We start from the raw sequence: 17,427 nt of genomic DNA on the forward strand, positions 1-17,427 counted from the left end.
TGGACTGACCCCAAAAAGTTGGACTAAGTTATGCAATGTTTTTAATATAATGAGCTCGATATTCTATCGGGCTCATTCCATTTAAGTTAATCCTTATTCTATCGTTATTGTAATATTTAATATAGTCTTTGATCTCTTTACTCAATTCTACTATCGAAGTATATTTCTTCAGGTAAAATAGTTCTGACTTTAGCACTCCAAAGAAATTTTCTATAATAGCATTATCTAGACAATTCCCTTTTCTAGACATACTTTGAATAATGTTATTAGCTTTGAGTTTGTGTTGATATTTTTGTAGTCTATATTGCCATCCTTGATCAGAATGAAGTATAGTGTGGATATGTGCTCTATTCTCTTTTTTCCTTTTTTTAAATGCTTTATCAAGCATGTCAATAGTCTGTTTATAATTGGGTGAAGTAGATAAATTATAACTAATAATCTCTCCATTAAATAAGTCTATAATTGGAGATAAATATAATTTATTTCCTTTTACATTAAATTCTGTCACATCAGTAGCCCACTTTTGATGAGGCTCTGTAGCTTTAAAATTTCGTTGAAGTATATTCTCTGCTTCTTTACCAACATCTCCTCTAAAAGACCTGTATTTCTTAACTCGGATTATGCTTTTAAGATTTGATTTCTTCATTATCTTAGCGATAGTTTTAAAGTTTACAGGTATTCCTAACTCTTTTCTAAGAGCTAATGTGATACGTCTGTATCCATACAATCCTTTGTGTTTATTGTAGATATCAACTACATGTTTGACTAAATTCACATGTTTATCCAAAAAAGAAACACTCTTTATATGGTAATAATAACAACTACGAGCTAGCCCTGCTAAGTGTAGTAGGTGTTTTAAATTATGATCGCGCCTTAGCTCCGTAACTATTACGGCTTTTTCTTTTTGGCTTGCTTGCTTTGAGCCAAGGCTTCTAACTTTTTTAGATAAGCAATTTCTGCACGTAAATATTCATTTTCAATTTTCAATTTTTCTAAATCAGTCATTGAGCTTTTTATCCCAGGAATAGCGCTTTTCTTTGTCATTGAGGTAATTTTTTTGTTTTTCTTTAAATGTACACCCCGATTATCTTCTAAACCCTTAAATCCTTTGCTTTTAAATTTGGCTATCCATTGGAATAAGACAGAAGGATTTGAAATTCTATATCTCACACAGGTGTCTGTCAAAGATAAACCACTATTTTGATGCTCCTGAATAATATGAACTTTTTCTTCTATAGTGAATTTGTTTTTGGAGATTCCTCGTAATCCTTGTTCTCCATAAGCTTCATATAGTTTAAGCCAAAAGTAAAGGTTAAACTCACTAATTTTTTCTGATCCTGAAAGTCCACACATACTGTCTTTCCCTTCCAAAATAATAGTTACTAAACGTAACTTAAACTCGAAATTGTATTTCTGTTTTCTACTCATAAAAAATGCCCCAAAAAGTGTCTAACTTTTTGGGGCATGTCTAACATCGCTGCTATAGGCTTTTTCTTATTGAATAGAATTTGTGAAGGTAGAGATGTTTTTTAATAAATCTTTAAAAGCATTGATAAAGGCTCCCATTTGGAAGAATCCATGAATAGTGTCTTCGTAATAATGTGTGTAAACAGGCGTGTTAAATTGTTTTAGTTTATCAGCGTATGCGTAAGCCTCATCTTTTAATGGATCATGTTCTGCTATGGCTATGAATGTAGGAGGGAGGTCTTCTAAATCATCTGCTAATAGAGGAATGGCATCAATATTAGTATGATCTGAAGTATCCGGTAGATACCACTGCCAAGCTTCTATCGCCCCTTTTAGGTTTAGTATTGGTCCATTTTGATAAGTAACCCATGATGAGGTGGTCATCTTATTATCAGTTACTGGATATATCAGTATTTGAGCACTAATTTTATGGCGTAGTTTTCTAGTAATTGTTGTAGCTAGTGCACCACCTGCACTATCGCCTGCTATAAATATTTTATTAGCGTTAATCCCTAGTGATGAAGCGTGATCTATAATCCATCGTGTAGCTAATTCACAATCGTTTACCCCCTTAGGAAATGGATGTTCTGGAGCTAGAGCATAGTCAATAGCTATGATTAATGCCTGAGTTACATTAGCTAATTGGCGTAGTGGAGTATCATGTGTGTTTAAGCTTCCAGCATTAAACCAGCCTCCGTGAAAGTATATAATAACAGGTAGTTGCTCCTCGTGATTTGGGCGATAAATACGAATAGGTATTTGATTGTTTTCTGTTGTTATTGTTTGCTCTTGTATTTGGTATACCTCTTCTTTTTTTCCTGCTAGCGATATAAATTGTTCATAGAACGTACGACCTTGTTCTTGAGGAGATAATGTGTTGTCAGGTATTTCGATGTTTTCTATATGAGCTAAGACCTCTTTAATTTGCGTAGATAATATCATTATAAGTTGTTTTTAGATTTGATAACAAATTTAAAAAATAGGTGAGGGCTATAATAGTAAACAACTAAATGTGTGATACATACAAATTTGTTAGTAATGAATTAAAGGTATATAGGGGGATATGATATTGGGATATTTTTATTATTGCTAAATCTAGGTTTGTGGAATAGAAAAAAATAAAAGAGCCCACAACATTTCTGTTACGGGCTCTTTTGGAAGTGCTATAATCTTATTTCAAGTTGTTGAAATTTCTCTTAACAAAGGCAGTAAGTTCTTCACCTTTTAATAAACCTTGAGATAGTTTAGCAAGGTCCATTGCTTGTTTGATACTCTCTGTTCTAGTTGCTTCATCAGTATTACCGATGATGTTAGATGCTAGAGGAGAGTTAGTATTTACTACTAGGTTATACATCTCTGGGAAGTTACCCATACCGAACATACCTCCACCACCAGACTGGCTCATCTCTTTCATACGACGCATAAACTCTGGTTGAGTGATGATAAATGGTTCTGCTGTGCTATCCATGGCTTCTAGCTTCACCGTATATTTATCTTTAGGTACGATGTTCTCTACGATATCTTGAAGAGACTTTTGTTCATCCTCAGATAATCTTGAGATTTCAGTTTCGTCTTTCTTGATCAAGTTATTGATATGATCAGCATCTACACGTACGAAAGTCATCTTCTCGTTATCACTTTCTAATTTTTGGATTAAGTGTGATACGATAGGAGAGTCTAATAGTACTACTTGGTACCCTTTATCTTTCGCAGCAGCGATATAGCTGTGTTGTGCATCTTTATTAGAAGCATATAGGATAACTAGGTTACCATCTTTGTCTGTTTGGTTATCTTTAGTAGCTTCTTTAAGTTCTTCTAATGTATAGAACTTATCTTCTACAGTAGGATATAACACAAAAGAGTTTGCTTTTTCGTAGAACTTCTCTTCAGATAGCATACCGTATTCTAATACGATTTTGATATCATTCCATTTGCTCTCAAAGTCTTCTCTGTTTTCGTTAAATAGAGATTTTAATTTATCAGCTACTTTACGAGTAATGTAATTAGAGATTTTCTTTACGTTACCGTCTGCCTGTAGGTAAGAACGAGAAACGTTAAGAGGAATGTCTGGAGAATCGATAACTCCTTTTAACATTGTCAAGAAGTCAGGTACAATACCCTCTACATTATCTGTTACGAATACTTGGTTTTGGTATAATTGGATTTTATCCTTTTGCATTTGAAGATCAGCACTTAACTTAGGGAAGTATAAGATACCTGTTAAGTTAAATGGGTAGTCTACATTCAGGTGAATGTGGAATAATGGTTCTTCGAATTGCGTAGGGTATAATTCTCTGTAGAAGTTTTTATAGTCTTCGTCATTTAAGTCAGCAGGTTGTTTAGTCCACGCTGGGCTAGGGTTATTGATGATAGTATCTACTAATACTTTATCGTCACCTTCACCTTCTTCGTGCGTACCAAATTTAATAGCTACTGGCATAAACTTGTTATACTTCACTAATAACTCACGGATTTTATAGTCTTCTAAGAAGTCTAAAGAGTCTTCTGCGATGTGTAATACTATCTCAGTACCTCTGTCTGTCTTATCACAAGCTTCTAAAGTATACTCAGGGCTACCGTCACATGTCCAGTGTGCAGCAGGCTCGTCTTTAAATGATTTAGTGAAAATCTCTACTTTATCAGCCACCATAAATGCTGAGTAGAACCCAAGACCAAAGTGTCCAATGATACCTGTGTCCTTAGCAGAGTCTTTATATTTCTCTAAGAACTCTTCTGCTCCAGAGAAAGCTACTTGGTTAATGTATTTTTCAACTTCATCTTTAGTCATCCCTAGACCTTGGTCGATGATGTGTAGTTTCTTGTTTTCTTTGTCTATTTTAACCTCGATAATAGGATCTCCATATTCTACATTAGTCTCTCCTATAGTCGTTAAGTGCTTAAGTTTTAATGTCGCGTCAGTAGCGTTAGATATTAACTCTCTTAAAAAAATTTCGTGATCGCTGTAAAGGAACTTTTTAATAAGTGGAAATATGTTTTCCACTGTAACGTTAATTTTTCCAGATGTCATAGTCGTATGTTTAATTTTATTTGATTTTTTAATAATTTTACAGTCGTATAAGGACAAAAAAGATACCAAAGCAAAACAAGGTGTCACTTTGTCAGAAAACGGATAAATAGCTTATTTATTCGTAGCTTTGATAGAAGGAACTTATAATAATAACAATAATAAAACCTATGAAAAAATTAGTATTATTTGGTGCAATGGCTTTGGCAGTAGCATCGTGTAAGCCTACGATGGACACTAAGTCACAAGTGGGAATTAAAGGGAACTGGACTCTAACTGATATCAAACATGTCGGAGGGGAGTTCGTTAAAGTAAATTCATTTAATATAGCAGACTCACAATGTTTTGTTGGAAGTCAGTGGAGATTTGTTTCTAACAATAACTCGGGGACAATGGAATTGACTAAAGGAGGTTCTTGCCCTAACTTCGCTAGTGATTTTAAATGGACTATTACTCCGAATGGAAACTTTGAATTTAAGTTCATAGATGATGGTGTAAAAGCTAAAAATGTGACTACAGGGTATTCACTACGTGTAAAAAATCAAACAGCTGATACTTTTGAATTAGTTGATAAGTTTTACGCAGGTGGACAGTCATATGATGTAACTTATCGCTTCACTAAAAATTAATACGGAGGTATAATTCAAACAACAAAAACAATGAAAAAGACAACAACATTTATATTAGCTAGCTCATTATTAGTATCGTCAATGGCAATGACTAGCTGCGAAGCTGTAAAAAACTCTAATAACACACAAAGAGGTGCTACTATCGGTGCTGCTAGTGGTGCTATCATAGGTGGTATACTAGGTAATAACATCGGTAAAGGTGGTAATGGTGCTTTAGGTGCTGTACTAGGTGGTGTAGTAGGTGGTGCTGCAGGAGGTGTAATCGGTAACAAGATGGATAAACAAGCACGCCAAATAGAAAACACTGTACCTGGTGCTCAAGTAGAACGTGTAGGAGAAGGAATTAAGTTAGTATTAGGAGAGAACTCTGTAAACTTTGATTTAAACTCATCTACTTTAACTCAAAGAGCTAAGGATAATTTAGATAAACTAACTAAAGTATTTAAAGACCCTGAAAATGTCAATACAGATATCGAAATATATGGGTATACTGACAATACAGGTAAAGAAGAGTATAACTTAAGCTTATCTAAAAAGCGCGCGGCTTCTGTAAGACAGTACTTAGCTAGCCAAGGAGTATCTGCAAGTCGTATGAAAACAGATGGTTTTGGTATCGCTGATCCTATCGCTTCTAATGATACTAAAGAAGGACAAGCAAAGAATAGACGTGTAGAATTCGCTATTAAAGCTAACGAACAAATGGTTCGTGACGCTCATAATCAAGCGGGAACACGCTAGGTATAGACAATATTTAAATTACTTAAGAACGACTATTTCAGTAGAGATAGTCGTTTTTTTATTAGATTCTTTGAATGTTATATTTTTTAGTGACGATTTAGCTTTATTATTGCTTTAGAGAAATAGTAAACCCCACACTGATTAGCTATGAAGTATGTTTTTTTAGTTATTACAGGACTTGCAGCTATGTTTATGTTTTGTGGTAGTAAAGAAGGAACAAGTATAAAAGAAACTGGTTTTTATAGAGCTAGAGATATTAGAGGCTCAGAGATATTTGATTATTATAAATATGGAGTGTTAAGAGGGAATCATGATGCAGAGGATCCTTACTTTGAATGTAAATTCAATGATGTAGCATCAGTGGATTTAGAAAGTTTTTTGACAGCATTTAAAGAAGAGCATTGATTAAAGTAGAAAGGTTAAGTGAATATAATAGATCGTTAGTTACGAAGGAGGGGCTACCTAATGGTAACCCCTCTTTCTGTAAATCAGTATTGAAAAAAATTGAATTCAAATATAAGATTATTGATGTAATCTTTAAACTAGCAGTCTGTACACTTTAATGTATTGTCTTCCTGCATTTGGTACCAGTGTGCACCAGGTTTTAGATCCGATTGAGATTTTAATAACGCTTTTACTGGTTCGTTGATATACACTTTCTTCCCTTGTGGTATATAGATTGTGTAAAGTATTTTAGCTTTTTTAATATGTTTGTTTTTTACAGTTTCTGGTAAAAAATCTTTAGAAATAACTAGTTGATTGTTTAGTTTATTATAGTTGATAAAGTTTACATCAACTCGTATAGTTTCGTTGATTTTTTTGTTTAATTGTAAGTTGCTAATTTCTGATGTTCCATAGATAGCTTCTTGGAATGTTGGTAATATTTCTATCTCAACAGGCAGTGTAGAATCTATCTCTTTTACTTCAAAACCTTCTGTTTTAGATTTGTCTGATGTAAAATAGTCTTTAGTCACTAAAGTTATATTAAGCTCATTTTGGTCTTCATCAAAAGAAAAGTCAGTAGTTGCTTTTGCGTCTTCTGTGTATTCTAGATAGTTGAAATTGCGTTCATAGTTCTTAGCGTCTAAGAAAGGCACAGTAAATAAGCCAATAGCGATAAACCAAATAATTAGTAAACCAATAATTGTGATAGCTACATACTTGATATTGCTATAGATCATTCTTAATCCTATAAGTAACAACCCTACAAATGGAAGTGTCGCCATCGTAGTGATTAGGGTAATACTCAACCAAAATGGGTAAACAGTATTTGCGAAAAATGGAAAGTCGTGTCCTGCTTCTGATATGATTAGATCCTTGTTAATCCATGCGGCACATATACCGATAATAGCTCCAAAAATGCTTAGTATACTCGTCACAATAAAGAATATCCCTATGATGTTTAGTATGATCTTACCACTTCTCTCACCAGCTCTTTGTGTTTGGTTTTTGATATTGTCGTAATCTATGTCGTTGATCTTAGATGTTACATAGTTTACGTTTTCCATTACCTTCTTTTCTATAGTAGAGATATTGATTGGCTCACGTTGCATCTCTAATATTTGAGATGTAGTCTTTGCTTCAGGTACTACTATCCATAGGATTAAGTATAATAGAATACCTGTACCATAGAATAATACTAAGATCATAAAGATGATTCGCATCCAGACAGTGTCTATCTTAAAATAGTGCCCTAGACCTGCTAGTACTCCACCTACCATAGCATTCTCTCCATCTCTATATAGTTTTTTGGTACCTGTATAGATATATTGTGTTTGCTGTTCTGTAGTGTTTTCTTCATCTATGATGTAATCTTCTGGTTTTCCCATAATAGAGATAACTCTTTCTACATCATTAAGTGTTACTACTTGGTTTATTTCGGTGATATTTTCAGAGAATAGTTCAGCTATTCTGATTTCGATATCGTGAATTATTTCGTCTTGTTCTTCTTTTGGAAAAGAACGCTTGATCGCTTTAAGATATTGATCTAGTTTTTGATAAGCATTTTCGTCAATGTGAAAAACTGATCCGGCTATATTAATTGTAAGTGTCTTATTCATCGTTGTTTTTTTTAGTAGTTATTTCTTCTACAGCATTTGATAGTTCGTACCACGTTTTAGCTAATTCGTCTAAAAACTGTTGGCCTGTCTCTGTTAGTTTATAATATTTACGAGGCGGACCTGAACTTGATTCTTCCCATCTGTAGGCAAGGTAATCATCGTTTTTTAATCTTGTTAGCAACGGGTATACTGTCCCTTCTACCACTACTAACTTTACGCTTTTTAATTCGTCTAGTATCTCAGAAGTGTAGCAGTCTCTCTCTTTTAATATCGATAGAATGCAGAACTCTAAGATCCCTTTGCGCATTTGTGCTTTAGTGTTTTCTATATTCATAGTTACTATTGGTTCTTATTTTCTATAGCAAAGATATATCTAAAAGAAGGTACTTTGTATTGCATAGTACTATTTATTAACAATAAATTAACTTTTTAATATGCTTGCATAATAAACAAACATTTTTTGTATATTTAGAAAAAATCTGATTTTATGAAGTTCAACGTATCAAATATTAATAAGTTTTTGTTCTTTAAATTGCCATCTGCATATTGGACAGGTGTACGTATGAAAGACATTTCTGACACTAAAGCTGTAACAACTGTAAAACATGGGTGGAAAAATCAAAACCCGTTTAACTCAATGTACTTTGCGGTACAAGCTATGGCAGCAGAATTATCTACTGGTGCTTTAGTGATGAGAAAAATAGCTGAAAGTGGTCAAAAGATATCAATGTTAGTAGCTAATAATAATAGTAGTTTTACTAAAAAGGCTACGGGGCGTATATTCTTTACTTGTGAGGATGGTGCTTTACTAGACAATGCTATTAAGCAAGCAATAGAGACTGGAGAAGGAGTAACTGTATGGATGAAAAGTATAGGAAGAAATACAGATGGAGATCAGGTATCTGTTATGAACTTTGAATGGACATTAAAAGTAAAAAGTAAGAAATAAACAAAAATGAGAGTACTGATAACGGGGGCAACTGGATTTATAGGAAGTAGAATATGTAAAGCTTTGATCAGTAAAGGAGTTGAGGTGAATTATCTTACTCGTTCGTTATCTGATGAGAAACTTATAGGAGCTAAGGGATTCTTGTGGGATCCGTATAAAGAGCAGATTGATTTGACATGTTTAGAAGGTGTAGAGGTTATCATACACTTAGCGGGTTCAAGTATTGCTGATTCTTGGTCAACTAAAGGGAAACAACTAATTATGGATAGTAGGGTAATACCTACAGCTTTTCTGGTTCAGACATTAAAGAATAACACTCATGAGGTTAAACGAGTTATTGGCGCTTCTGCTATTGGTATTTATAGCGATATAAATGAGATACAAAGTGAAGATAACTTTACTAAAGCTAATAACTTTTTAGGTAAAGTAGTACAGCAATGGGAAGATGGTAACAATGCTTTTAAAGAATTAGGTTTAATGGTAAGCCTTATACGTATAGGTTTAGTATTAGATATGCAAGAATGTGCGTTAGCAACTATGGTAAAACCTGTGAAATTATGGCTAGGTGCACCTATAGGTACTGGAAAGCAATATTACTCTTGGATACATATAAAAGATTTAGTACGACTATTTGTTTATGTATTAGAGCATAATCTAGAGGGAATCTATAATGCTGTAGCTCCAGAACCTCTTACAAATAGAGAATTTACTAAGATATTAGGACAAGCTTTAAAAAGACCAATATGGATGCCAGCTATACCAGAAGGTGTTATCAGATTAGCCTTAGGCGAAAAAGCTATATTAGTAACCGAAGGACAGCGCGTGGATAGTAGTAAAATTAGAAAGGAAGGTTTTGAGTTTGATTTTAATACATTAAAAGTAGCATTGGATGACTTTGTCTTATGCAGTTAATGTAATTCAGATAGATTAAAAAAGGAAGTTGCAGATAATACAACTTCCTTTTTTTGTGTGATAAATCACTAGATTTTAATAAGAAAGAGCAGCTCATCATATATGGTTGTTTGGTGTCATATTGACAGTATTCTTAAGTTGGCAAAGGATTTGCTATGAAGTTAGCAGTTAATAAGAATAATAAAGACACAATCATGAGTACTGAAAATCAAGATATAAATAAAGAACAAGAGGACATTCAACAAGAAGTAGTACAAGAAACTGCTGAAGCACAAGAAGGAACTGAAAAAGAAGTGAAGAGTGCTGAAGAGGTGTTAACGGAGCAATTAGCTAATGAGAAGGATAAAAACTTACGCCTTTTTGCTGAGTTTGAAAACTTTAGAAAACGTACAGCTAAAGAACGTTTAGAGTTATTGAGTACTGCTAGTGAGGGTGTTATGTTAGCATTATTACCTGTAATAGATGACTTTAATCGTGCTATCGTTGAACTAGAAAAACACGGGGAGAGTGAACATTTAACAGGTATTAAGTTAATCGCTACTAAGTTTGCTGATACACTGTCAAGTAAAGGATTAGTGGAAGTGGAGATTAAGGCTGGAGATGATTTCAATGCCGATTTGTCAGAAGCAGTGACACAAATCCCTGCTGGAGATGATATGAAAGGTAAAGTAGTAGATGTAATAGAGAGAGGTTATAAACTAGGTGAAAAAGTAATTCGTTTCCCTAAAGTTGTAATAGGACAGTAATCTTTAATATTAGGAAGTAAAAGACAGTAACGATGAAAAAAGATTATTACGAAATATTAGGCATAGATAAAGGTGCAGATGCTGCAGCTATTAAAAAAGCATACCGCAAAAAAGCAATTGAGTTTCACCCTGATAAAAATCCTGGGGATAAAGATGCTGAAGAGAAGTTTAAGGAAGCAGCAGAAGCTTATGAAGTATTAAGTGATGCGGATAAGAAAGCTAGATATGATCAATATGGTCATGCTGCATTCGAAGGTGGCTTCGGTGGAGGTGGCGGAGGTCACATGAATATGGATGATATCTTTAGCCAGTTTGGTGACATCTTTGGTAGTGCTTTCGGAGGTGGAGGTTTTGGCGGCTTCGGTGGAGGTGGCGGAGGCCAACGCAGAGTAAAAGGTACTAGCTTACGTATTAAAGTAAAATTGACTCTTGAGGATATCGCTAATGGAGTTGAGAAAAAAATAAAAGTAAAACGAAAAGTACAGGCTGATGGTGTTACTTATAAAACATGTCCTACATGTAATGGTACAGGACAAGTGATGCGAGTAGCAAATACTGTATTTGGACGTATGCAAACTGCTTCTCCTTGTAATAGCTGTCAAGGTAGTGGACAAGTAATGGATCACAAACCTGCTGGGGCTGATCACGAAGGTATGATAGTGAGTGATGAGACGGTATCAATCAAAATACCTGCAGGTGTGGCTGATGGAATGCAGTTAAAAGTTTCTGGAAAAGGTAATGAAGCTCCTGGTAAAAATAGTATACCTGGAGATCTATTAGTAGTTATAGAAGAGTTAGAACACGAAACATTACAACGTGAAGGTGATAACTTACACTATGATTTATATATAAGTTTTGCGGAAGCTGCTTTAGGTGGAAGCAAAGAAATTGACTCTGTAACAGGTCGTGTAAGAATCAAATTAGAAGAAGGAATTCAGTCTGGTAAGATTTTAAGACTAAAAGGTAAGGGATTACCTAGTATAAATAGTTACGGAAATGGAGACTTATTAGTACATATTAACGTATGGACACCTAAAAAGTTGAGTAAAGAGCAAAAAGAATTCTTTGAGCAAATGATTGATGATCAGAACTTTAAACCGTCTCCGACTAAAAACGACAAATCTTTTTTTGAAAAAGTGAAAGAAATGTTTTCTTGATTGAAAATAAGTTATACATTTGTAGGACACTTATTAAACAGTGGATTTTCTTTTTCATAGCAATTTTTCCCAACCTTATTTATCCAAATAAGGTTGGGTTTTTTTATGACATATCGAAAATAATCTCCCGCTCTCTCCCGTTATCAAATATTTACTTATTTTTACAGAAATTAATTGATTTAGACCGATGCAACCTATATTAGAAGTAAAGGATGTGGTAAAAACATATTCTGATAAAACAGCATTAAATAAAGTATCTCTCACAGTACCTAAGGGTACAATCTATGGGCTTCTAGGTCCAAATGGTGCAGGAAAAACTTCTTTAATACGTATAATTAACCAAATTACTTATCCAGACTCAGGACAAATATTACTGGATGGATTACCACTTAACCCCAAACATATACAAGATATCGGATATATGCCTGAAGAAAGAGGGCTGTATAAAACGATGAAAGTAGGAGAACAAGCTATGTATTTGGCTCAGTTAAAAGGATTGTCTAAAGCTGAAGCTAAAAGACAATTAGATTACTGGTTCGATAAATTAGATATTAAAGGTTGGTGGAACAAAAAAATTCAAGAACTATCTAAAGGGATGGCTCAGAAAATACAGTTTGTAGTAACTGTATTACACGAACCTAAACTATTAATCTTAGATGAACCTTTCTCTGGTTTTGATCCAGTGAACGCTAATATTATAAAAGATGAAATATTAGAACTTAAAGAAAAAGGGACTACAATCATATTCTCAACTCATAGAATGGAAAGTGTTGAAGAAATGTGTGATTACATTGCTCTGATCAATAAGTCGAATAAATTAATCGAAGGAAAACTAGTAGATGTAAAAAGAGAACATAGAAGTAATCTTTATCAAGTAGGAGTACTTAGTAGTAATGTGGAAAGATTAATGTTAGAACTAAGTAAAGAGTTCCAGTTTAAACCAACAACATTTAAATCATTGAACAATGAGGTGCAACTAGAAGTCGATTTGTCTAATAAAATGCCAAATGAACTTTTAAATGTATTGTCTATGAATGGTCAAGTAACTCATTTCGTAGAAAAGCTGCCAAGTGTAAATGATATTTTTATTCAAACTGTAAGTAAGTAATATGAGCGTATTATCATTAATTATAAAAAGAGAGTTTATAGCTAAAGTTCGCAACAAGTCGTTTATCGTTATGACTTTTGTGAGTCCAATACTTTTTGTGGTGCTTACAGCATTCATTGCTTATTTAAGTAGCATGAAAGGGGATGTGAAGAAGATAGCTATTCACGATGAGAGTGGATTGTTTGTAAAACAGTTTGAGAGTAATGAGGCTTTTGATTATCAAGACTTATCAGCTGTTGATTTAAATATTCTAAAAGAAGGAGTTAAAGAAGAAAAATATGAAGGTATTTTATTTATTCCTAAATCAGAAGATGTAAACGATTATCAAAAGAATGTTACGTATATATCCAATGATAGTCCTAGTCTTAGTTTTGTGAGTAAGGTAGAATTGTTGTTAGAAGATAAGATTACTCATATCAACTTAGAGAAAAGTGGAATAGATCTAGCAGTTATAGATAAAGCAAAAGCTAATGTTAATCTTAGTCTAGTAAAAGCTGATGGAGAGGCTACTGTAAAAGGATTAAATGAGATTAAAATTATTATAGGTGGTTTGTTTGGATATTTTATTATGATGTTCATCATTATCTATGGGAATATGGTGATGCGTTCTGTAATAGAAGAGAAAACAAATCGTATTATCGAGATTATTATATCATCTGTGAAACCATTCCAGTTAATGATGGGAAAAATAGTTGGTACTTCAATGGCTGGGTTATTACAATTCATTATTTGGGGAGTAGTTGGAGCAGTATTATTAACTATTGCTAGTTCTGTATTAGGTATTAATGCTATGCCTGGTGCAGGAGCTGCAGAGGCTGTACAAGCTACTGGAGGAATGATTTCTAATGAGGTCATGATAGATGTACAGAATTATGTTAGCGAAATATTGAGTTTACCTTTAATTTCTTTATTTGTGTACTTTATTATCTTCTTTATAGGCGGATACTTTTTATATAGTTCTCTATATGCAGCTATTGGAGCAGCAGTAGATAATGAGACAGATACTCAACAGTTCTTATTGCCAATATTATTACCTCTTATGTTAGGGGTGTATATCGGATTCTTTACTGTAATGAAAGATCCTCATGGTACTGTAGCGACTGTGTTTTCTATGATTCCGTTTACTTCTCCTATAGTTATGCTAATGAGAATACCTTTTGGTGTACCTTTGTGGGAAGTTTTACTGTCTATTACCATACTTTTTAGTACATTTATATTAGTAGTATGGATAGCAGCTAAGATATATCGAATAGGTGTATTAATGTATGGTAAACGCCCGTCGTGGAAAGAATTATACAAGTGGCTTAAGTACTAAGTTTGTGAATTGTTTTTGTTTAAAAATATGGGGAAAACATCGAAAATATTAATAGTAGAAGACGAAGCTGCTATTCGTAGAGTATTAGTAAAGATACTTGAAGAAGAATCATCTGATTATGTAGTAGATGCTGCAGAGAATGGTGAAGAGGCGTTACAGAAAATAACAAGTGAGGATTATGACTTGGTTATATCTGATATAAAAATGCCTAAAATGGATGGAGAGGAGTTATTGGTAGAAGCCAAAAAGGTAAAGCCAGAAACTGTTTTTGTGATGATCTCTGGACATGGTGATTTAGAAACGGCAGTAAATACGATGCGTTTAGGAGCCTTTGACTATATATCGAAACCACCAGATTTAAACAGACTGTTAACTACAGTAAGAAACGCTTTAGATTCTGGTAAGTTAGTTGTAGAGAATACAATCTTAAAGAAAAAAGTAAATAAGAAATATGAAATGATTGGTAATAGCGAACCTATTAACCAAATCAAAGATATCATAGAGAAGGTAGCTCCTACTGAAGCAAGAGTATTAATCACAGGACCTAATGGTACAGGTAAGGAGTTAGTAGCTCATCAAATACATTTGCAAAGTAGTCGATCTCAGAATATGTTAGTAGAGGTAAACTGTGCTGCGATACCTTCTGAGTTGATAGAAAGTGAGCTATTCGGACACGTAAAAGGTGCTTTTACATCTGCTGTAAAAGATAGACCTGGGAAATTCGAACAGGCAAATCATGGAACAATCTTTTTAGATGAGATAGGAGATATGAGTTTGTCTGCTCAGGCAAAAGTGTTGCGTGCTTTACAAGAGAATGTTATTACTCGTGTAGGGGCGGATAAAGATTTAAAAGTAGACGTGCGTGTTATCGCTGCTACAAATAAAGATCTTAGAAAAGAGATTGAAGAAGGGAGATTTAGAGAGGATTTATATCACCGTCTTGCAGTTATATTAATTAAAGTACCTGCATTGAACGATAGAAGAGATGATATTCCTTTACTTACTAATCATTTCTTAGATCAAATAGCTAAAGAACAGGGAACAGCTCCAAAGGTGTTTAGTAAAGAAGCGATGGAGTTATTACAACAGTATGACTGGACAGGTAATATCCGAGAGCTTAGAAATGTTATAGAGAGATTAATTATATTAGGAGGCAAGGAAGTTTCGAAACAAGATGTCGAAATGTTTGCAAATAAATAGAATATGAAGTTAAAGAAGATAAATAGTACTTTACAGGAGAACTTAGAAAAGAATGGTTTAGTAGAGCCAACAACTCTTCAAAAGAAAACTTTTGGAACAATTAAGAGTGGAAGAGATGTGGTTATCTTTGGACCTAAAGAGCAAGGGAAGACTACAGCAATGGTTATCGCAGCGATACAACGTGCAGATAGACCTGTGGAAAATGAAATAGCTACTAAGGTATTAATTGTAGTCAAAGATAAGTTTGAAGTGGAGCGCTTGATGGAGGTTTTTGAGGCTTATAGTAAGTATACTGATCTTAGAATTTATGGAGTACATGACTATACTGACTTAGATGACGATAAAAATCAGTTGTCTTTAGGAAATGATATCTTAATCGGTACTGCTACGAGATTAAACGAGATGTTTGCAAGCGCAGGGTTTGACGTAAATCAATTAAAGATGTATATCATAGATGATATCGATATTCAGCTTAGAAATCGCTTAGAACCACGTTTACACCGTTTATCAGAGAGTATTGGTAAAGCACAACGTTTGTATTTGGCAACTGAGTTTGTAGAGCAGTTAGATATGTTCGCAGATAAGTCACTTACTGAAGACGCAGAGTGGTTTGATTTCTATGATGACGAAGAAGAAGAGGACGATAATGAATAAATAAAAATAAGGCTATCTACATTAAATAGATAGCCTTATTATTTATAGTATATTTTTCTTTTTGATTAGCTCTAATATACCTAATGCTTGTTTGCGAATAGAGACAGGTAATTGTTTAAAGTTACTGTCTTCTTCTATATGATACTTATCTTCTTCCTGATATGGGATATAGGCTGTTACTTTAGATTTATAGAATTCATTGCTATTTGGTTTGGTTGTATATACAATTACTTTTAATGGCTTGGCATCTAACCCATCAGAGTTCATAAAGTAAGTAAGATAAAATTCAGGTGAATTGTTGTTGTCCATATCCTTTACTAAACAATAGTCAAATAAGAATTGTGGTTGTGACAATCCTTCTGCATAATCTTTAAAGGTTACTTTTTCTAGTATTCCACCGTGATCTTCAATGTAGATTCCTGATAATATATCTGTAGGTTTATCTGATAAATAACTTGGTTTAATAGCTTTTCGTTCATTAAAGTACCATAAGTAACTACCAGTCTTATTTCCCATGTAATTAATAATCATCAACGGTTTTCCTTCTAGAGGATTACCTAGTTCTTCGATGATATCTTTATATCTCTGATCTTTTGGTTTTAATCTTTGATTTATTTGACTGTAAGCCGCTAAGCTATTGGTTATAATAAGTAATAGTAGGGTTAGTGTTCTCATTGATTTTGTTGTATTTATATTGAGATGATAACTAATGTTAGAATAATAATGATAAGTATTATGGCTAAGAATATCGTTTGTCTATATTTCTTTTTGTCAAACTCAAAGTTGGTTGGATTAATGAAGAAAGAAGTGAATACTTGTTGTGATATTTTTAGATCTGGACGAAATAGGGTTATTCCTTGTATAAAATGACTTCTTAATTCTCTCGTATTAATCGATAATTGAGTGAAGAATATATTTGTGTGCTGAAATGGTATTGATTTCTCTATTCCTTTGTGGAATAGTTTTAATACAGTTCTTCTACTCTCATTTATACCTATTGTTTTAGCATATATGTCTTCTGTGTAAGGATGATTAGATTTGGTTAATTCAGAATATAGTATACTCTCTATATTGCCATTTAACTTATGGTAATGAATTCCTTTATGGTTAATTGTGATTTGTTGAGTTACATTCTTTTTCTCTTCTCTTATTTTTTGAACTAGTTTATATGTTCCATAGGTTAGTAAAAGTATGTAGAGAAATAGAAGTATATAAGTTTCTAAGGTAGTAGTAGAATCTATAAACAATACAAAAGGGATAATATAAAATAGGGATAGGAGTAGAATAAAGAATAGTATTAGGATTATTCTTATACCAATAGTGTACCTTGTACTAGTGGCACTCATTAACTCTGGAAAATTACTAGAGGAATATCTCATTATATTTTATTTATCACGGAGTAAAAGTATAAAATATTGATGATTTTTGATTTGTAACTTTAGATATAGGGCATAAAAAAAGGAGACT

At 33.4% G+C, this 17,427-nt stretch carries 19 protein-coding genes; 11 read left to right on the top strand and 8 right to left on the bottom strand.

Annotation, left to right across the window (positions count from 1 at the left end):
• Nucleotides 1-28 precede the first annotated feature (28 nt).
• From BMX53_RS11665 to htpG, 4 genes are all read right to left on the bottom strand, one after another.
• Entirely contained in the window at nt 29-970 is a 942-nt protein-coding gene (locus tag BMX53_RS11665) for an IS3 family transposase (protein WP_143061420.1), read from the bottom strand.
• Nucleotides 889-1,428: a transposase gene (locus BMX53_RS11670; protein ID WP_074746351.1), complete on the bottom strand. Its 540-nt coding sequence runs from the start codon at nt 1,426-1,428 to the stop codon at nt 889-891. Before BMX53_RS11670 ends, BMX53_RS11665 begins: the two co-directional genes overlap by 82 nt.
• 66 nt (nt 1,429-1,494) lie before the next feature.
• Complete coding sequence (locus BMX53_RS11675) at nt 1,495-2,409, bottom strand: alpha/beta hydrolase (protein WP_074746487.1); 915 nt, start codon at nt 2,407-2,409, stop codon at nt 1,495-1,497.
• A gap of 229 nt (nt 2,410-2,638) precedes the next feature.
• Nucleotides 2,639-4,495 (bottom strand): molecular chaperone HtpG, encoded by a 1,857-nt coding sequence (htpG, locus tag BMX53_RS11680; protein WP_063176650.1) that lies wholly within the window; start codon nt 4,493-4,495, stop codon nt 2,639-2,641.
• Nucleotides 4,496-4,662: 167 nt separating this feature from the next.
• On the opposite strand from htpG, the gene BMX53_RS11685 reads away from it, so the two are divergent.
• The 3 genes from BMX53_RS11685 to BMX53_RS11695 all read left to right on the top strand — a co-directional run bounded on the left by BMX53_RS11685 (nt 4,663) and on the right by BMX53_RS11695 (nt 6,264).
• Complete coding sequence (locus BMX53_RS11685; protein WP_074746489.1) at nt 4,663-5,121, top strand: lipocalin family protein; 459 nt, start codon at nt 4,663-4,665, stop codon at nt 5,119-5,121.
• A 30-nt stretch (nt 5,122-5,151) separates the two neighbouring features.
• Nucleotides 5,152-5,859 carry a YiaD family glycine zipper/OmpA-like lipoprotein gene (locus BMX53_RS11690; RefSeq protein ID WP_038986022.1) on the top strand — a complete coding sequence of 236 codons (708 nt, stop codon included), beginning with the start codon at nt 5,152-5,154 and terminating at the stop codon, nt 5,857-5,859.
• Between the two features lie 147 nt (nt 5,860-6,006).
• Complete coding sequence (locus tag BMX53_RS11695; RefSeq protein WP_074746490.1) at nt 6,007-6,264, top strand: hypothetical protein; 258 nt, start codon at nt 6,007-6,009, stop codon at nt 6,262-6,264.
• Nucleotides 6,265-6,401: 137 nt separating this feature from the next.
• Here BMX53_RS11695 and BMX53_RS11700 read toward each other — a convergent pair whose 3' ends face one another.
• A complete protein-coding gene (locus BMX53_RS11700; protein WP_074746492.1) occupies nt 6,402-7,919 on the bottom strand; it encodes a PspC domain-containing protein in 1,518 nt (505 codons plus the stop codon).
• The gene (locus BMX53_RS11705) at nt 7,912-8,253 is read right to left on the bottom strand and encodes a PadR family transcriptional regulator (RefSeq protein WP_038986025.1); all 342 of its coding nucleotides are present in this window, start codon (nt 8,251-8,253) and stop codon (nt 7,912-7,914) included. The genes BMX53_RS11700 and BMX53_RS11705 overlap by 8 nt, the downstream gene beginning before the upstream one ends.
• Before the next feature lie 153 nt (nt 8,254-8,406).
• Between BMX53_RS11705 and BMX53_RS11710 the strand changes: the two genes are divergently transcribed.
• The 8 genes from BMX53_RS11710 (at nt 8,407) to BMX53_RS11745 (ending at nt 15,960) form a co-directional block, all read left to right on the top strand.
• Nucleotides 8,407-8,868 (top strand): DUF4442 domain-containing protein, encoded by a 462-nt coding sequence (locus tag BMX53_RS11710; protein WP_038986026.1) that lies wholly within the window; start codon nt 8,407-8,409, stop codon nt 8,866-8,868.
• 6 nt (nt 8,869-8,874) lie between these two features.
• Entirely contained in the window at nt 8,875-9,780 is a 906-nt protein-coding gene (locus BMX53_RS11715) for a TIGR01777 family oxidoreductase (protein ID WP_074746494.1), read from the top strand.
• Between the two features lie 155 nt (nt 9,781-9,935).
• Nucleotides 9,936-10,526 (top strand): nucleotide exchange factor GrpE, encoded by a 591-nt coding sequence (locus BMX53_RS11720; RefSeq protein WP_038986028.1) that lies wholly within the window; start codon nt 9,936-9,938, stop codon nt 10,524-10,526.
• A gap of 32 nt (nt 10,527-10,558) precedes the next feature.
• Nucleotides 10,559-11,683 (top strand): molecular chaperone DnaJ, encoded by a 1,125-nt coding sequence (gene dnaJ, locus BMX53_RS11725; protein WP_038986029.1) that lies wholly within the window; start codon nt 10,559-10,561, stop codon nt 11,681-11,683.
• Nucleotides 11,684-11,870: 187 nt separating this feature from the next.
• A complete protein-coding gene (locus BMX53_RS11730; protein ID WP_038986030.1) occupies nt 11,871-12,791 on the top strand; it encodes an ABC transporter ATP-binding protein in 921 nt (306 codons plus the stop codon).
• Between the two features lies 1 nt (nt 12,792).
• The gene (locus BMX53_RS11735; RefSeq protein ID WP_074746496.1) at nt 12,793-14,106 is read left to right on the top strand and encodes an ABC transporter permease; all 1,314 of its coding nucleotides are present in this window, start codon (nt 12,793-12,795) and stop codon (nt 14,104-14,106) included.
• 27 nt (nt 14,107-14,133) lie between these two features.
• The gene (locus BMX53_RS11740) at nt 14,134-15,306 is read left to right on the top strand and encodes a sigma-54-dependent transcriptional regulator (protein WP_074746497.1); all 1,173 of its coding nucleotides are present in this window, start codon (nt 14,134-14,136) and stop codon (nt 15,304-15,306) included.
• 3 nt (nt 15,307-15,309) lie between these two features.
• Complete coding sequence (locus tag BMX53_RS11745) at nt 15,310-15,960, top strand: DEAD/DEAH box helicase (RefSeq protein ID WP_074746499.1); 651 nt, start codon at nt 15,310-15,312, stop codon at nt 15,958-15,960.
• A gap of 42 nt (nt 15,961-16,002) precedes the next feature.
• On the opposite strand, the gene BMX53_RS11750 is transcribed toward BMX53_RS11745, so the two are convergent.
• Both BMX53_RS11750 and BMX53_RS11755 read right to left on the bottom strand, forming a co-directional pair.
• Nucleotides 16,003-16,635, bottom strand: a complete 633-nt coding sequence (locus tag BMX53_RS11750) for a hypothetical protein (RefSeq protein WP_074746501.1) — start codon at nt 16,633-16,635, stop codon at nt 16,003-16,005.
• A 14-nt stretch (nt 16,636-16,649) separates the two neighbouring features.
• Nucleotides 16,650-17,339 carry a hypothetical protein gene (locus tag BMX53_RS11755; RefSeq protein ID WP_074746503.1) on the bottom strand — a complete coding sequence of 230 codons (690 nt, stop codon included), beginning with the start codon at nt 17,337-17,339 and terminating at the stop codon, nt 16,650-16,652.
• Nucleotides 17,340-17,427: the final 88 nt, after the last annotated feature.

The organism is Myroides marinus (assembly GCF_900109075.1).
In the GTDB taxonomy this organism is placed as follows: Bacteria; Bacteroidota; Bacteroidia; order Flavobacteriales; family Flavobacteriaceae; genus Flavobacterium; species Flavobacterium marinum_A.

Coding starts and splice junctions, on each gene's coding strand:
- BMX53_RS11670 (WP_074746351.1), bottom strand. CDS start 1,428: ATGAGTAGAAAACAGAAATACAATTTCGAGTTTAAGTTACGTTTAGTA.
- BMX53_RS11675 (WP_074746487.1), bottom strand. CDS start 2,409: ATGATATTATCTACGCAAATTAAAGAGGTCTTAGCTCATATAGAAAAC.
- htpG (WP_063176650.1), bottom strand. CDS start 4,495: ATGACATCTGGAAAAATTAACGTTACAGTGGAAAACATATTTCCACTT.
- BMX53_RS11685 (WP_074746489.1), top strand. CDS start 4,663: ATGAAAAAATTAGTATTATTTGGTGCAATGGCTTTGGCAGTAGCATCG.
- BMX53_RS11690 (WP_038986022.1), top strand. CDS start 5,152: ATGAAAAAGACAACAACATTTATATTAGCTAGCTCATTATTAGTATCG.
- BMX53_RS11695 (WP_074746490.1), top strand. CDS start 6,007: ATGAAGTATGTTTTTTTAGTTATTACAGGACTTGCAGCTATGTTTATG.
- BMX53_RS11700 (WP_074746492.1), bottom strand. CDS start 7,919: ATGAATAAGACACTTACAATTAATATAGCCGGATCAGTTTTTCACATT.
- BMX53_RS11705 (WP_038986025.1), bottom strand. CDS start 8,253: ATGAATATAGAAAACACTAAAGCACAAATGCGCAAAGGGATCTTAGAG.
- BMX53_RS11710 (WP_038986026.1), top strand. CDS start 8,407: ATGAAGTTCAACGTATCAAATATTAATAAGTTTTTGTTCTTTAAATTG.
- BMX53_RS11715 (WP_074746494.1), top strand. CDS start 8,875: ATGAGAGTACTGATAACGGGGGCAACTGGATTTATAGGAAGTAGAATA.
- BMX53_RS11720 (WP_038986028.1), top strand. CDS start 9,936: ATGAAGTTAGCAGTTAATAAGAATAATAAAGACACAATCATGAGTACT.
- dnaJ (WP_038986029.1), top strand. CDS start 10,559: ATGAAAAAAGATTATTACGAAATATTAGGCATAGATAAAGGTGCAGAT.
- BMX53_RS11730 (WP_038986030.1), top strand. CDS start 11,871: ATGCAACCTATATTAGAAGTAAAGGATGTGGTAAAAACATATTCTGAT.
- BMX53_RS11735 (WP_074746496.1), top strand. CDS start 12,793: ATGAGCGTATTATCATTAATTATAAAAAGAGAGTTTATAGCTAAAGTT.
- BMX53_RS11740 (WP_074746497.1), top strand. CDS start 14,134: ATGGGGAAAACATCGAAAATATTAATAGTAGAAGACGAAGCTGCTATT.
- BMX53_RS11745 (WP_074746499.1), top strand. CDS start 15,310: ATGAAGTTAAAGAAGATAAATAGTACTTTACAGGAGAACTTAGAAAAG.
- BMX53_RS11750 (WP_074746501.1), bottom strand. CDS start 16,635: ATGAGAACACTAACCCTACTATTACTTATTATAACCAATAGCTTAGCG.
- BMX53_RS11755 (WP_074746503.1), bottom strand. CDS start 17,339: ATGAGATATTCCTCTAGTAATTTTCCAGAGTTAATGAGTGCCACTAGT.